At 67.8% G+C, this 14561-nt stretch carries 13 protein-coding genes; 12 read left to right on the forward strand and 1 reads right to left on the reverse strand.

Annotated features, from left to right (window positions below; genetic code table 11):
- The first annotated feature begins 9 nt into the window (after window positions 1-9).
- From aroC to A7D17_RS04695, 7 genes are all read left to right on the forward strand, one after another.
- Window positions 10-1113, forward strand: coding sequence for a chorismate synthase (gene aroC / locus A7D17_RS04665; RefSeq protein ID WP_064508035.1), 1104 nt, complete (start codon window positions 10-12; stop codon window positions 1111-1113).
- Window positions 1106-2164: a 2-hydroxyacid dehydrogenase gene (locus A7D17_RS04670; protein WP_064508036.1), complete on the forward strand. Its 1059-nt coding sequence runs from the start codon at window positions 1106-1108 to the stop codon at window positions 2162-2164. Before aroC ends, A7D17_RS04670 begins: the two co-directional genes overlap by 8 nt.
- Before the next feature lie 85 nt (window positions 2165-2249).
- Entirely contained in the window at window positions 2250-3275 is a 1026-nt protein-coding gene (locus A7D17_RS04675; protein WP_064508037.1) for an aspartate-semialdehyde dehydrogenase, read from the forward strand.
- Window positions 3276-4095: 820 nt separating this feature from the next.
- Window positions 4096-6072: a motility hub landmark protein FimV gene (locus A7D17_RS04680; RefSeq protein WP_484606953.1), complete on the forward strand. Its 1977-nt coding sequence runs from the start codon at window positions 4096-4098 to the stop codon at window positions 6070-6072.
- A complete protein-coding gene (locus A7D17_RS04685; protein ID WP_064508039.1) occupies window positions 6069-6452 on the forward strand; it encodes a VOC family protein in 384 nt (127 codons plus the stop codon). Before A7D17_RS04680 ends, A7D17_RS04685 begins: the two co-directional genes overlap by 4 nt.
- A 197-nt stretch (window positions 6453-6649) precedes the next feature.
- On the forward strand, window positions 6650-7423 hold the full coding sequence (gene truA / locus A7D17_RS04690) for a tRNA pseudouridine(38-40) synthase TruA (protein WP_064508040.1): 774 nt from the start codon (window positions 6650-6652) through the stop codon (window positions 7421-7423).
- Window positions 7420-8088 (forward strand): phosphoribosylanthranilate isomerase, encoded by a 669-nt coding sequence (locus tag A7D17_RS04695; protein ID WP_064508041.1) that lies wholly within the window; start codon window positions 7420-7422, stop codon window positions 8086-8088. Before truA ends, A7D17_RS04695 begins: the two co-directional genes overlap by 4 nt.
- Window positions 8089-8221: 133 nt before the next feature.
- Here A7D17_RS04695 and A7D17_RS04700 read toward each other — a convergent pair whose 3' ends face one another.
- The gene (locus tag A7D17_RS04700; protein ID WP_064508042.1) at window positions 8222-9133 is read right to left on the reverse strand and encodes a LysR family transcriptional regulator; all 912 of its coding nucleotides are present in this window, start codon (window positions 9131-9133) and stop codon (window positions 8222-8224) included.
- A 107-nt stretch (window positions 9134-9240) separates the two neighbouring features.
- Between A7D17_RS04700 and trpB the strand changes: the two genes are divergently transcribed.
- The 5 genes from trpB (at window position 9241) to glmM (ending at window position 14511) form a co-directional block, all read left to right on the forward strand.
- On the forward strand, window positions 9241-10458 hold the full coding sequence (gene trpB, locus A7D17_RS04705; RefSeq protein ID WP_064508043.1) for a tryptophan synthase subunit beta: 1218 nt from the start codon (window positions 9241-9243) through the stop codon (window positions 10456-10458).
- Window positions 10455-10973: a hypothetical protein gene (locus A7D17_RS04710; protein WP_064508044.1), complete on the forward strand. Its 519-nt coding sequence runs from the start codon at window positions 10455-10457 to the stop codon at window positions 10971-10973. The genes trpB and A7D17_RS04710 overlap by 4 nt, the downstream gene beginning before the upstream one ends.
- Window positions 10970-11788, forward strand: a complete 819-nt coding sequence (trpA, locus tag A7D17_RS04715; RefSeq protein ID WP_064508045.1) for a tryptophan synthase subunit alpha — start codon at window positions 10970-10972, stop codon at window positions 11786-11788. Before A7D17_RS04710 ends, trpA begins: the two co-directional genes overlap by 4 nt.
- A gap of 406 nt (window positions 11789-12194) precedes the next feature.
- Complete coding sequence (accD, locus tag A7D17_RS04720) at window positions 12195-13079, forward strand: acetyl-CoA carboxylase, carboxyltransferase subunit beta (RefSeq protein WP_064508046.1); 885 nt, start codon at window positions 12195-12197, stop codon at window positions 13077-13079.
- Window positions 13080-13161: 82 nt separating this feature from the next.
- Entirely contained in the window at window positions 13162-14511 is a 1350-nt protein-coding gene (gene glmM / locus A7D17_RS04725) for a phosphoglucosamine mutase (RefSeq protein ID WP_064508047.1), read from the forward strand.
- Window positions 14512-14561: the final 50 nt, after the last annotated feature.

Below are 14561 nucleotides of genomic sequence, written 5' to 3' on the forward strand. Positions count from 1 at the left end.
ACTGCGCGCATGAGTGCCAATTCGTTCGGCAAGCTGTTCACCGTCACCACCTTCGGCGAATCGCATGGGCCGGCGATCGGCTGCGTCGTCGACGGCTGCCCTCCGGGCCTGGAGCTGGCACCGGAAGAGTTCAGCCACGATCTGCAGCGGCGCGCTACCGGCAAGAGCCGGCATACCTCCGCCCGCCGCGAAGCCGACGCCATCGAGATCCTCTCCGGCGTGTATGAAGGCCGCACCACTGGCACGCCGATCGGGCTGCTGATCCGCAATACCGACCAGCGCAGCAAGGACTACACCAACATCGCCCAGCAGTTCCGCCCCGGCCATGCGGACTACAGCTACTGGCAGAAATACGGCATTCGCGATCCACGCGGCGGCGGTCGCTCGTCGGCACGCGAAACCACCATGCGCGTCGCCGCCGGCGTCATCGCCAAGAAGTGGCTCAAGCAGCGTTATGGCGTGCTGGTGCGCGGTTTCCTGTCGCAGCTGGGTGAGATCCGCCCGACCGGTTTCGACTGGGATGCGGTGGAAGACAACCCGTTCTTCTGGCCGCATGCCGAACAGGTGCCGGAGCTGGAAACCTACATGGATGCGCTGCGCAAGTCCGGCGATTCGGTCGGCGCGCGCGTGGACGTGGTGGCCGGCGGTGTGCCCGCAGGCTGGGGCGAGCCGATCTACGGCAAGCTCGATGCCGAACTGGCTGCTGCGTTGATGAGCATCAATGCAGTCAAGGGCGTGGAGATCGGTGACGGCTTCGCCAGTGCCGCACAAAAGGGCACCGAGCACCGCGACCTGATCACCCCGGAAGGCTTTCTCAGCAACCACGCCGGCGGCATTCTCGGCGGCATTTCCACCGGCCAGGCGGTCACCGCCTCGATGGTGCTCAAGCCGACCTCCAGCCTGCGCCTGCCCGGCGCCACGGTGGATGCCGACGGTGCGGTGGTCGATGTGATCACCACCGGCCGGCATGACCCCTGCGTGGGCATCCGCGCCACGCCGATCGCCGAGGCGATGATGGCGCTGGTGCTGATGGACCAGGCGCTGCGTCACCGTGCGCAATGCGGCGATGTTGGTAACGTGGCGCCGCGGATACCCGGTCAGGTCGATGTCTGATTCGCGTCGCGCCAGGGTGTGGGTCAGCCAGCCGTTGTTCGACGATGTGGTCGCGCAACTGGGCGAACATTTCGAGCTGACCACTACCGAACGCGTCACCGCCTGGTCGCCGGCCGAGCTGGCCGCGCAGCTGGCATCGCTGGACGGCGCGCTGATCACGCTCAACGAGCGGGTCGGTGCGGCAGAAATCGCTGCGGCGCCGCAGCTGCGCGCCATCGCAAACGTCGGCGTGGGCTACAACAATCTCGACATCGACGCCTTGAGTGCCGCCGGCATTCTGGCCAGCAACACCCCGGACGTGCTCACCGAAACCACTGCCGATCTCGGCTTTGCACTGCTGATGGCCACCGCGCGCCGCATCACCGAGTCCGAGCGCTGGTTGCGCGATGGGCAGTGGGGGCAGTGGTCGTTCAAGACCATGCTCGGCGCCGATATCCACGGCGGCACGCTCGGCATCCTGGGCATGGGCCGGATCGGGCAGGGCATCGCGCGGCGCGGCGCACACGGCTTCGGCATGCGCGTGCTGTATCACAACCGCAGCCAGTTGCCGGCCGTCACCGAGCAGGCGCTGGGTGCGCAGTACGTCGATTTCGAGACGTTGCTGGCGCAGTCCGACCACCTGGTGCTGGTGTTGCCGTACACCAGGGACTCGCACCACATCATCGATGCCGTGGCGCTGGGCAAGATGCGCGCCACCGCGACGCTGGTGAACATCGCGCGCGGCGGGATCGTCGATGAGCTGGCGCTGGCCGATGCATTGGCCAACGGCCGCCTGGCCGGTGCCGGCCTGGATGTTTACGAAGGCGAGCCGCGTGTGCGCCCGGAACTGCTGGCGTTGCGCAACGTGGTACTCACCCCGCATATCGGCAGCGCCAGCCTGGCCACCCGCCGCGCCATGGTGCAGCTGGCGGTGGACAACCTGATCGCCGCCCTGGGCAAGGGGCCTCAGGCCGGGCATCCGCCGAGCGCGCTCAATGCCGATGCGATTGCCGCTGCCAAACGTGGCGGCGCGATCGTGGGCGCGAGCAAAACCGTGTCGACCAAACGATAGGGAACCTCCGCGGCCAGCGTTGGAGGTTCCCCGAACTCAGCGCGCAGTGCTCCCTTTCTTTTCCCCTTTCGATAAAGACATTCTCATGAGCAACGAAAACCGTCGTTTCAACGTCGCGGTCGTGGGCGCCACCGGCGCTGTCGGCGAGACCATGCTGAGCATCCTGGCCGAGCGCCAGTTCCCGGTCGCCAACCTGTATGCGCTGGCCTCGGCGCGTTCGGCCGGCGGGCAGGTCGAGTTCAACGGCGGCAAGGTCGACGTGCTGGACCTGGCCGAGTTCGACCCGACCGGCGTGGACATCGCGCTGTTCTCCGCAGGCGGCAGCGTGTCCAAGGAATATGGCCCCAAGTTCGCCGCTGCCGGCGCGGTGGTGATCGATAATTCCTCCGCGTTCCGCTACGACGACGACGTGCCGCTGGTGGTGTCCGAAGTCAACCCGGAAGCGCTGAAGCAGCGCCCACGCGGCATCGTCGCCAACCCCAATTGCTCGACCATGCAGATGCTGGTGGCGCTTGGCCCGATCCACCGCAAGTACGGCATCGAACGCATCAACGTGGCGACCTACCAGTCGGTCTCCGGCGGTGGGCGTTCGGCGATGGAAGAACTGGGCAAGCAGACCAGCGAGCTGCTGAGCTTCCAGGACATCGACCCGCAGCGCTTCCCGGTGCAGATCGCCTTCAACCTGATCCCGCACATCGACGACTTTCAGGACAACGGCTACACCAAGGAGGAGATGAAGCTGGTCTGGGAAACCCGCAAGATCCTCGGCGACGACAGCATCCAGGTAAATCCCACCGCGGTGCGCGTGCCGGTGTTTTACGGCCATTCCGAAGCGGTGGCCATCGAGACCCGCGACAAGATCACCGTGGAAGCGGCGCGTGCGCTACTGGACGCCTCGCCAGGCGTGGAAGTGGTGGACGAGCGCAAGCCCGGCGGCTACCCGACCCCGGTCACGCATGCCTCCGGCAAGGACGCGGTGTTCGTCGGTCGCATCCGCGAAGACTTCTCGCACCCGCGTGGTCTCAATCTGTGGATCGTCTCCGACAATATCCGCAAGGGCGCCGCGCTCAACGCCGTGCAGCTGGCCGAACTGGTGGCGCAGGAAGGCTGAGGCATTTCGCAGTAGCGCATGGTGCGCGATGGGGCGGCGCTGGCATGCTCCCATCGCGCTGTTAAGCGCTTGCGCGACAGTGCCAGATTGCTTGGCTTGCCATGCCAGGGCATGCCTGATTGTCACAAAGGTGGCAGCGATCGTGCGCTCGCGGAGCGCGACTCGCAGGCTTGGCGTTGCTGATGGAGCTTCATCGCAGGGGTGTCTTGCTGCGCGTGTAACGACACGTAGTTTCGGTTAGCAGACCTCGCTTGCCGGACCTTTCCTACATGGTGCGTTCAAGCAAGCGCCAGACGACGACGCCCGGATCGTGGGGCATGTGTCGCAACGCCTGGTCGCGCGACGCTGCGGCATTGGCCTTTGTCTGTGGGTTCCCAGGGTTGGGATGTGTCGCACCTGACTAAGGCCATGCACTGGACGCGAGTTGCGAGATAGCCTTCTCGATGCAGTTGCTGGACGCATGCGCACTCGCATGTACGGAAAACTCCCGAGATCAACGCGCCGGCACGCAGGCTTGAGCCCACCCGGCGTCCATCCAGGGTGATAGGCCAGGCGCATTCGCTGTTGGCACCCGGGATTGGCGGTCGCTGCGCACGCATGTCCGGGCGCGCCATGGCGCCGCTTGCGCAGGCACTGCATGGCAAGCGATCGAATGGGGTTGTTCGCGTGCCTGGTGCGTTGCAACGCTCGCAGACGGCTGCGCCGTTGCACGGATGTCGCATTGCGGCATTGCCGTTGGATGCGCGTGCTGCCGTCGGGCGACTTTTTCGCTCATCCAGCGGCTATATTGATGCCCATGAAACATAGGGGCAGGGGCGCGATGCGTCCGATACAAGGGATAGGTGCGTTGCTGCTGATGGCATGCAGCGGCGCAGCCATGGCGTTGGGGCTGGGCGATATCCGGGTGCTGTCCAAGCCCGGGCAACCGCTGGTGGCAGAAATTCCGGTCATCTCGAATGAGCCGGGCGAGCTCGACAACGCGCGCGTGGCGCTGGCCTCGGCCACCACCTTCGCGCGCGTCGGCCTGGAGCGGCCGCAGGGACTGGTCAGCAACCTGCAGTTCCAGTTTGCGCAGGATGCGCGCGGGCGCGCGGTGATCCGCGTGACCAGCAGCCAGCCGGTGGACCGCCCGGCGATCAACTTCCTGATCGAAGTGGAGTGGAGCCAGGGCCGCCTGGTGCGCGAATACGCGGCGCTGGTGGACGCGCCCAATACCGCTGCAGCCATCGCCGAACCGGCCATCGACGCGCCGCAGGCCGGCGCCAGCAATACCATCGCCCGCGAACCTGCTGCCGCACCCGTGGCGGCAGGCGAGCGCAGCGGCACGGATGAAGGCACCGCCGCGCCCTCTGCGCGCCCGGCGGCCGGTGCGGCTGCGGCCACACAGGCCGCTGGCGATACGCTGCCAGCGGTACGCGCGGGCCAGACCCTGTCCGAAATCGCCGCATCCGTGGCGCGCACCAGCGGGCACTCGCTGGATCAGGCCATGCTGGCGCTGTTGCGCACCAATCCCGACGCCTTCATCAACGGCAACATCAACCGCCTCAAGCAGGGCGCAGTCCTGCGTACGCCGCAGGAAGATGCGTTGGCGCAGGTCGGTGCCGCAGAAGCGGCCGTGATGGTGCGCGAGCAGGCCGCGCAGTGGCGGCAGGCACGCTCGGCCATTCCACAGCCGGCCGAAGCCGGTGCTGCGGCTGCAGCGACGCCGGCCCCGGCGACACCTGCCGCATCCGCTGCCGCCGGCAATGGCGCGCGGCTCGAAATCGCCCCGGCAGTGGCGAGTCAGACCAATACTGCCGGCGCGACGTCCGGCACCAGTGCCGAAGGCGAGGGCGAGATGGCGGCCAATCAACAGTTGCAACAGGCCAAGGAAGACATCGCCACCCGCGATGCGGAATTGCAGGATCTGCGCTCGCGCGTGGCCGACCTGGAAAAGCTCAAGCAGCAGCAGCAAGCCTTGATTGCAATGAAGGACACCGACCTGGCCGCGGCGCAGAAGCGTCTGGCCGAGGCGCCGCAGGCCGCGCCGCAAGGCGGCGGTTTCCCGCTGTGGTTGATCGGTGGCGTGGTGCTGATCGTGGCGGCAGTGGTCGCGTGGCTGGCCGCACGGCGCCGCAAACCCTCGCCGCTGCCGCCGTTGCCCCGGCGCCAGTTCGACTTCATGCCGCCGGCCCCAGCGGTGGCTGCAGGCGCCGCACAGGAGGATGCGCCGGTCACCGAGCCCAGCGAGCGCGAGGTGCTGCACGAGACCGAGTTCGAACAGGCCGACCTGCGCGAGGACGAGCGTGCCCACGAGCCGCAGCCGCCATTGTCGGAGGTGCTGCGCCGCGAGCCGCAGTGGGCCGAACCGGTGGCTGCGCCCGTGGCGGTCAATAGCGATGAGTGGCGCGCGCTACGTGCAGCCCCGCCAGCGCCGGCCGAGCCCGAGTCGGCAGCCGGGCCGTCCGACACGCAGCGCGACGCTGCGCATCCGATCTTCGCCGAGCCTGCGTCAGCGTTCGCCTCCGCGGCGCCGAGCGCCGATGAGAGCCGCGTGGATCCGGAGCAGGCGGTGCAGTACCACGCGCCGCACAGTCAGCTGGATGTCGAGCCGGCGCCGGTGGCCCCGGTGGCCGCGCCGAACCCGGTCAGCGACCGGCAATTCGCCTCGGCCGGACGCGATCGTCTGGAACTGGCGGTGGCCTACATGGACCTGGGCGACAAGGACACCGCGCGCGGCCTGCTGCTGGAGGTCGCCGCCAGCGGCGACGACGCCACCCGGGCCGAGGCGGCCCAACTGCTGGAGCGCCTGGCATGAGCCCGGCCATGGACAGCATGGCGGTGCGCGAGCGCCGTATCGACTACGTGGAGTTCGGCTCAACCGATCCGGATGCCAGTCGTGCCTTTTTCGAGGCCGTATTCGGCTGGCAGTTCCAGGCCTACGGCCCGGATTATCTGGCCTTCAACGACGGCCGCATGGACGGGGGCTTCTACCGCACTACGGTCCCGACCCCAGGCGAGAGCGGCCCACTGGTGGTGCTGTATGCCGACGATCTGGCACCGATGCTTGCGCGCGTGCGCGCGTCCGGCGGCGAGATCGTCAAGCCGGTATTCGGTTTCCCTGGGGGCAGCCGGTTTCATTTCCGCGAGCCGGGCGGTTCCACGCTGGCGGTGTGGTCGGAGCGGTCCGTCGCGTAGGGCTGGCCACTGCGGAGCCGCGCCAGGTGGAGTGGCCAGGCGTGCGCGCTGACCGCAGTGTGGGCTGGACGTTGGTGCCCGCCATCTGGCGTTCCAGCGATGTTGCTGCGAACCGAGTTGCTGCGAACTGACCCCGGTCAGCTTGCGTTTGCCGCACGTGCGGCAGGTTGACTGATTGAACACACAGGCAGGTACCGATGCGTTACGCGCTGGGCGTGGAGTATGACGGCAGCGAATTCCAGGGCTGGCAGCAGCTGGGCGAGCACGGTGGGCCCAGCGTGCAGGCCAGCCTGCAGGCGGCCTTGTCGTCGGTGGCCGATGCGCCAATCCAGGTGGTGTGTGCCGGCCGCACCGATGCCGGCGTACATGGGCAATGCCAGGTGGTGCATTTCGACAGCGATGCACGGCGCGAGCCGCGTGGCTGGATGCTGGGCACCACCGCGCGGCTTCCTGCATCGGTCGCGGTGCGCTGGTGCGTACCGGCCGCCGACGATTTTCATGCGCGCTTTTCTGCGCGCGCGCGGCGCTACCGGTACCGCCTGCTGAATCGCCAGATCCGTCCGGCCCTGTATCGGCAGACCCTGAGTTGGGAGCGTCGCCCGCTCGACGCCGACGCCATGCATGTCGCCGCACAGGCGCTGCTGGGCGAGAACGACTTCAGCGCGTTCCGCAGCGTGCAATGCCAGGCGCTGCACGCACGTCGCAACCTGCAGGCGATCAGCGTGCGGCGCGATGGCGAGGTGGTGGAAGTGGAGGTCCAGGCCAATGCATTCCTTCATCACATGGTGCGGAATATTGTTGGATCGCTGATGTTGGTCGGGTCCGGTGAGCAACCGGCCGACTGGATCGCGACGTTGCTGGCCGGACGCGACCGCACGGTTGCCGGCCCGACAGCGCCGCCACAAGGCCTGGTGTTTATCGGGCCTCTGTATCCTGCAGAGTGGCATCTGCCTGCCGAGGTGACCCAATGAATCGATCGCTGTACCGCACCCGTATCAAGTTCTGCGGCATGACCCGCGCCGGTGATATCCGACTGGCCGGGGAGCTGGGTGTGGACGCGGTAGGTTTCATCTTTGCGCACGGCAGCCCGCGGCGCGTGGCGCCGGCGGAGGCGCGCGCGATGCGCCAGGCCACCGCGCCGATGGTCGATGTGGTCGCCTTGTTCCGCAACAATTCCAAGGAAGAAGTACGCGAAGTGGTGCGCACCGTGCGCCCGACCTTGTTGCAATTCCACGGCGAGGAAGACGACGCGTTCTGCCGCAGCTTCAACCTGCCGTATCTCAAGGCGGTGCCGATGGGGAGCGCCGGGGTCAACGGCGAAGACGCCAACGCGCGTACCTTGCAGCTGGCCTATCCGAACACCGCCGGTTTCCTGTTCGACAGCCATGCGCCGGGGGCCGGCGGCGGCACCGGCAAGACCTTCGACTGGTCGCGCCTGCCCACCGGCTTGCATCGTCCGTTCCTGCTGGCCGGCGGCATCAACGCCGACAACGTCTTCGATGCCATCGTCGCTACCTTGCCGTGGGGCGTGGATGTGTCCAGTGGTGTCGAACTGGCCCCCGGCATCAAGGACGGCCACAAGATGCGCAAGTTCGTTGAAGAAGTGCGCCGCGCCGACTGCCACGAGTTGGGGTGAATCGGGAATCGGGAATCGAAAGGCGGTGGGCGCCGCTGGCGCATTTTTTTAGTGGGCGATCAAGTCTTGAGACTCTGATGTGTCCAGCGGCGCCGAGCTGGCGTCCAGTATCCAGGATGGCCGCAGGATGGGCTCAGGTGCTCAACAACGCGTCCTGATCCTCTTCCAGTGCTGTGCGTAGCCAGTTGGCCAGCCGTGCGATGCGCGGGTCCGGGTTGCGTCTTGCGGCACAGAGCACCCAGCGTCCGTTGGTCGGGGTGAATCCCCACGGCGCCAGCAGGCGTGCGGCCGCCAGGTCAGCGGCTACCAGGGGGTGCGGGGCGATCGCCACACCCAGGCCGGCGGCGGCCGCCTCCAGTAGATAGACCAGGTGTTCGAATTCGGTGCCCAGGCGCAAGGTGTCGGGCGCGATCTCGTGCGCCTGTGCCCATTCCGGCCAGGCCTGCGGGCGCGAGCGAGTGTGCAGCACCGGGTGATCGCGCAGGGCCTTGGGGCTGTGGTGGTCCAGCTTCCAGGTCGCTGCCAGCTGCGGGCTCAATACCGGGCCAATCCATTCCACGCCGAGCTCGTGCACCTGCCACTCGCCCGGCCATGGTGGCGACTCCAGCAGCAGGGCCGCGTCCAGGCCGTCCAGGTCCGGGCCGGGTGGTTGCTCGTTGGCCGACAGGTGCAGGCGCAGGTCGGGCAGGTCGCGTTGCAGCCGGCCCAGGCGGGGAATGACCCAGCGTGCCAGCAGGCTGCCCGAGCACCCCAGCACCAGTGGCGCCTCGCTGGCCGGGTGACGCAGCGCCGCCCAGGCATCGCCGATCAGGGCAAATCCTTCGCCGGTGGCGTCGCGCAGCCGTGTCCCGGCGGCGGTAAGGGCCAGGCCGCGGCCCTGGCGGGTGAACAAGGCCGTGCCCAGCGCCTGTTCCAGCGAACGCACATGGCGGCTGATGGCGCCATGGGTCACGTGCAACTCCTGTGCGGCCCGGCTGACGCTCTGCAGGCGGGCGGCGGCCTCGAAGGCGCGCAAGGCGGCCAGCGGCGGGAGCGATACCGTCATATGTGAGTCCAGATCACAGGTTGCGGCAATCTTATCGATTTATCGCGCTGCCGGCCTGCGGTAGAGTTGCCGCTTCTCGTATGACCGCATTGCTGCAGAGGATTCCCATGTCGGCCCAGCCCATCAGTGACTTTTATGCCTACCCGGATGCTGCCGGCCACTTTGGCAAGTTCGGCGGCCGCTTCGTCGCCGAAACCCTGATCGGCCCGCTGCAGGAACTGGCTGCCGCCTACGACCAGGCGCGCCAGGATCCGAGCTTCATTGCCGAGTACGACAAGGACCTCAAGCACTACGTCGGCCGGCCCAGCCCGATCTATCACGCCGAGCGGCTCAGCCGCGAAGTGGGCGGCGCGCAGATCCTGCTCAAGCGCGAAGACCTGAACCACACCGGCGCGCATAAGATCAACAACACCATCGGCCAGGCGCTGCTGGCCAGCCGCATGGGCAAGACCCGCATCATTGCCGAGACCGGTGCCGGCCAGCACGGCGTGGCCAGCGCCACGGTGGCGGCGCGGCTGGGCCTGGAGTGCGTGGTCTATATGGGCGCCACCGACATCGAGCGGCAGAAGATCAACGTCTACCGCATGAAGCTGCTGGGCGCGACGGTGATTCCGGTGAGCTCCGGCTCGGCCACGCTCAAGGACGCGCTCAACGAGGCGATGCGCGACTGGGTGACCAATGTGCGCGACACCTTCTACATCATCGGCACGGTGGCCGGCCCGGACCCGTATCCGCGCATGGTGCGCGACTTCAACGCGATCGTGGGCCGTGAGGCGCGCGAGCAGATGCTGCAGGATTACGGCCGGCTGCCGGATGCGATCAGCGCCTGCGTCGGTGGCGGCAGCAATGCGATCGGGCTGTTCCATGCCTTCCTCAACGACCCCGGCGTCAAGATCTACGGTGCCGAAGCCGCAGGCGACGGCATCGCCACCGGCCGGCATGCCGCGTCCATCGCCGCAGGCCGCCCCGGCGTGCTGCACGGCAACCGCACCTACGTGATCTGCGACGACGATGGCCAGATCACCGAAACCCATTCGATCTCCGCCGGCCTGGATTACCCGGGCGTGGGGCCGGAGCATTCTTTCCTGTCCGATAGCGGCCGCGCGGTGTATCAGGGCATCACCGACGACGAGGCGATGGCGGCGTTCCATCTGCTGGCGCATACCGAAGGCATTCTTGCCGCGCTGGAATCCAGCCATGCGGTGGCACAGTCGATCAAGCTGGCACGCGAGCTGCCCAGGGACGCGCTGGTGTTGTGCAACCTGTCCGGCCGTGGCGACAAGGACGTGCATACCATCGCCGCGCGCGAAGGCCTGGTGCTGTGATCGCAACCCAGGCGCGCAAGCTGGGCGGCGCAATGGGACTGCTGTGCATCTCTGCGCTGGCCCTGGCCGCGCCACCTGCGTCCGAACTGGCGCGCAGTGGCGGGGTGCGCGTCGGTCAGCGCTTCAGTGAGCTGGAACCGCGTGCGCACTGGGCACTACTCAACGCGGGGCCTCTTGGGCCGTGCGGCCATGTGGAAGGTGGGCTGTTGCCCAACGGCGTAGCGATGATGGTCGAAGACGATCGCATCGTGCGTTTCGACGTCGCCGACGCGGGCCCGGTCGGTCCTTTCGGTGTCCATGTCGGCGACAGCGAGGCCTCCACGCGCGCGCGTCTGCCGGCGGGCTACAGCGTCCAACCGCATAAATACGGCGGCGACCGCGGCAACGATCATTATCTGACCTGGCGCGACCCGCAAGGCGAGTTCGCCGTTCGCTACGAAACCGGAGAAGGCACTGTGACATCGATGTATTGGGGAAGCTGGGACGCCGTGCAATTGGTGGAGGGCTGCGCATGAGCCGCGCGCCAGACCGGATCGCTACGCGTTTTGACGCCTTGCGTCAGACCGGCCGCAAGGCATTGATTCCCTTCATCACCGCCGGCGACCCATCGCTGGAAGCCACCGTGCCGGTGATGCACGCGCTGGTGCGCGCCGGTGCCGACGTCATCGAGCTGGGCGTGCCGTTCTCCGACCCCATGGCCGACGGTCCCACCATTCAGCGCAGTTCCGAGCGTGCGCTGGGGCGTGGCGCCGGCCTGGCCTACGTGCTGGAAGCGGTGCACGAGTTCCGCCGCGAGGACGCCGTCACCCCGGTGGTGCTGATGGGTTACCTCAATCCGATCGAAATCCACGGCACCCGGCGTTTTGCTGAGGCCGCCGTGGCCGCGGGCGTGGATGGCCTGCTGCTGGTGGACCTGCCGCCGGAAGAGGCGGACGAAACCCGCGACATCTTCAGCGAAGTCGGGCTGGCACTGATCGCGCTGGCCTCGCCGACCACCAGCGAGCAGCGCCTGGACATGCTGTGCAGCACCGCGCAGGGCTATCTGTACTACGTCAGTTTCGCAGGTGTCACCGGTGCCTCGGATCGGCTCGATACCCACGCCGCCAGCGATCGCCTGCGCCAGCTACGCCAGCGCGCCGGCGCACCGGTGGTGGCCGGCTTCGGCATCAAGGATGCTGCCAGCGCGGCCGCGATGGCCGTCGATGCCGATGGCGTGGTGGTCGGCAGCGCCTTGGTGGCGGCCCTGACCGAAGCGGGCGACGTCCGCAGCGCCCGCGAACGCGCCGAAGCCTTTCTGGCCCCGCTTCGACAGGCGCTGGATAAGGACTAGGGCAAGGGCAAGGCCAAGGCCCGTTTCCGGCTGCTATGGGCTGTGTGGATCGCCCGGCGCGAGCGATGCCCCCATCCGCCCTTCGGGCACCTTCCCCCGCAGGCGGGGGAAGGCAGGTAGGCCAACTGTTGCGCTTGAGCCCTTTTCCCGCGCGCAGGAGGAGGGGTAGCCGCAGGAGGGGGGGGGCGACCATGAAACCCGGCGCGCGCGGGAGAGGGTTGGGGTGAGGGCAGCGGACGCAGGCAAAGCCCCCCGCGCACCCAATAAGCAGCGCACCTGGCCACCCTCCGCGCTGCCGCCCCACGCCCACATTCACCCGCCGCGCTACCTGGGCCTTCGCGCAGCGCGTTAGACTGTCGCCCCTCTGCGGCCCGCATCGCCGCCCTGCATGGATTGTCATACACGCATGAGTTGGCTCAGCAAATTGATGCCCTCCGGCATCCGCACCGAGAACACCCCGGCCAAGAAGCGCAGCGTTCCCGAGGGCCTCTGGGAAAAGTGCAGCAACTGCGGCAGCGCGCTGTACGGCCCGGAGCTTGAGGAGAACCTGGAGGTGTGTCCGAAGTGTGACCACCACATGGCCATTCGCGCCCGCGCGCGGCTGAACTCGCTGTTCGACCCGGAGACCGCGACCACCGAGATCGCCGCCCAGCTGGGCCCGGTCGACGTGCTCAAGTTCAAGGACCAGAAGCGCTACGGCGAGCGCATCAAGGCCAGCCAGAAGGCCAGCGGCGAATACGACGCGCTGATCGCCATGCGCGGCACGCTCAAGGGCAACCCGCTGGTCGCCGCCGCCTTCGATTTCGCCTTCATGGGTGGCTCGATGGGGTCGGTGGTCGGCGAGCGCTTTGCGCGCGCGGCCGAAGTGGCGCTGGAAGTGGGATGCCCGTTCGTGTGCTTTTCCGCCAGTGGCGGCGCACGCATGCAGGAAGGCCTGTTCTCGCTGATGCAGATGGCCAAGACCTCCGCAGCGCTCGGGCGCCTGCGCGAAGCCGGCCTGCCGTACATCTCGGTGCTGACTCATCCCACCACCGGTGGCGTGTCGGCATCGTTTGCCATGCTGGGCGACATCAACATCGCCGAGCCGCATGCGCTGATCGGCTTTGCCGGCCCGCGCGTGATCGAGCAGACCGTGCGCGAGACGTTGCCGGAAGGTTTTCAGCGCTCGGAATTCCTGCTCGACCACGGCGCCATCGACCAGATCTGCGACCGTCGCCAGATGCGCGACCGCATCGCCGAGCTCACCGCCATGATGATGCGGCAGGCGCGCCCGCAGGACGCGGCCGCGTAGGCTCAGGCGCGACCCGGTCGCGCCCCCTTTGTCGCACGCGCATTGGCGCGTGCGTCCACATTCAGCAGGAACAGCGCGTCGCATGAGTAGTCGCAAATATTTCGGTACCGACGGCATCCGCGGGCGGGTCGGGCAGGGCGTGATCTCGGCCGATTTCGTGCTGCGCCTGGGCAATGCGCTCGGCCGTGTGCTCACCCAGGGCCGCAGCAAGCGTCCGCTGGTGTTGATCGGCAAGGACACCCGCATTTCCGGCTATATGTTCGAAGCGGCGCTGGAAGCCGGCCTGGTCGCAGCGGGCGCCGATGTGCAGATGATCGGCCCGATGCCGACGCCAGCGATCGCGTTCTTGACCAGCACCCTGCGCGCCGATGCCGGGGTGGTGATCAGTGCCTCGCACAACCCGCATTACGACAACGGCATCAAGTTCTTTTCCGCCGAGGGCGAGAAGCTCGACGACGCCACCGAAGCGGCGATCGAAGCCGCCCTGGACGAGCCGTTCCACACCGTGGAATCCGAGCGTCTGGGCAAGGCGATCCGCACCCGTGACGCGATCGGCCGCTACATCGAGTTCTGCAAGGCCAGCGTGGCGCGCGGCTTCACCCTGCAGGGGCTGAAGATGGTGCTGGACTGCGCGCATGGCGCCACCTATCACATTGCACCGATGCTGTTCCGCGAGCTGGGTGCCGAGGTGGTGGTGATCGGCGCCGCACCGGATGGGCTCAATATCAACGACGGCGTCGGCTCGACGCATATCGACAATCTCGCCGCCAAGGTGCGCGAGAGCGGGGCGCATCTGGGCATCGCCTTCGACGGCGACGGCGACCGCGTGCTGATGGCCGATGACCAGGGCAACCCGGTCGACGGCGACGACCTGCTGTACGTGCTGGCACGGTCGTGGCAGGCCAGTGGCCGGCTCACCGGCACGGTGGTCGGTACCTTGATGACCAATTACGGACTGGAACCGGCGCTGGCCGCGCTGCAGATCCCGTTCCAGCGCGCCAAGGTCGGCGACCGTTACGTGCACCAGGCATTGGTCGAAGGCGGCGGCACGCTGGGCGGGGAAACCTCCGGCCACCTGCTGTGCCTGGACCGTGCCAGCACCGGCGATGGCATCGTCAGCGCGCTGCAGGTGCTCGAAGCGCTGGGCCGCGACGGGCATAGCCTGCGCGAAGCGCTGCGCGATCTGGCCAAGGTGCCGCAGAAGACCGTGAACGTGCGTCTGGATGGCGGCGCTGCCAAGGCGATCGTGGAGGCGCCCGGTGTGCAGCAGGCGTTGCAGCAGGCGCAGGCGGCGGTGCAGGGGCGCGGACGCGCCTTCCTGCGGCCCTCCGGCACCGAACCGGTGGTGCGCGTGACCGTGGAAGCCGACGATGCCGGCCTGATGCAGGCCACGCTCGACCGTCTCTCCGGAGCGGTGCGTGACGCGGCGTGAGTCGCTGATCATTGGCGTGTGCGTGGTCTTCGCCAAGGCCGCGACGTTCT

Source organism: Xanthomonas floridensis (assembly GCF_001642575.1).
Lineage (GTDB): Bacteria > Pseudomonadota > Gammaproteobacteria > Xanthomonadales > Xanthomonadaceae > Xanthomonas > Xanthomonas floridensis.

Excerpts from the sequence above, each read along its gene's own strand:
- A7D17_RS04695 (WP_064508041.1), top strand. The coding sequence starts at position 7,420 with ATGAATCGATCGCTGTACCGCACCCGTATCAAGTTCTGCGGCATGACC.
- glmM (WP_064508047.1), top strand. The coding sequence starts at position 13,162 with ATGAGTAGTCGCAAATATTTCGGTACCGACGGCATCCGCGGGCGGGTC.
- trpB (WP_064508043.1), top strand. The coding sequence starts at position 9,241 with ATGTCGGCCCAGCCCATCAGTGACTTTTATGCCTACCCGGATGCTGCC.
- truA (WP_064508040.1), top strand. The coding sequence starts at position 6,650 with ATGCGTTACGCGCTGGGCGTGGAGTATGACGGCAGCGAATTCCAGGGC.
- A7D17_RS04680 (WP_484606953.1), top strand. The coding sequence starts at position 4,096 with ATGCGTCCGATACAAGGGATAGGTGCGTTGCTGCTGATGGCATGCAGC.
- accD (WP_064508046.1), top strand. The coding sequence starts at position 12,195 with ATGAGTTGGCTCAGCAAATTGATGCCCTCCGGCATCCGCACCGAGAAC.
- aroC (WP_064508035.1), top strand. The coding sequence starts at position 10 with ATGAGTGCCAATTCGTTCGGCAAGCTGTTCACCGTCACCACCTTCGGC.
- trpA (WP_064508045.1), top strand. The coding sequence starts at position 10,970 with ATGAGCCGCGCGCCAGACCGGATCGCTACGCGTTTTGACGCCTTGCGT.
- A7D17_RS04675 (WP_064508037.1), top strand. The coding sequence starts at position 2,250 with ATGAGCAACGAAAACCGTCGTTTCAACGTCGCGGTCGTGGGCGCCACC.
- A7D17_RS04700 (WP_064508042.1), bottom strand. The coding sequence starts at position 9,133 with ATGACGGTATCGCTCCCGCCGCTGGCCGCCTTGCGCGCCTTCGAGGCC.
- A7D17_RS04670 (WP_064508036.1), top strand. The coding sequence starts at position 1,106 with ATGTCTGATTCGCGTCGCGCCAGGGTGTGGGTCAGCCAGCCGTTGTTC.
- A7D17_RS04685 (WP_064508039.1), top strand. The coding sequence starts at position 6,069 with ATGAGCCCGGCCATGGACAGCATGGCGGTGCGCGAGCGCCGTATCGAC.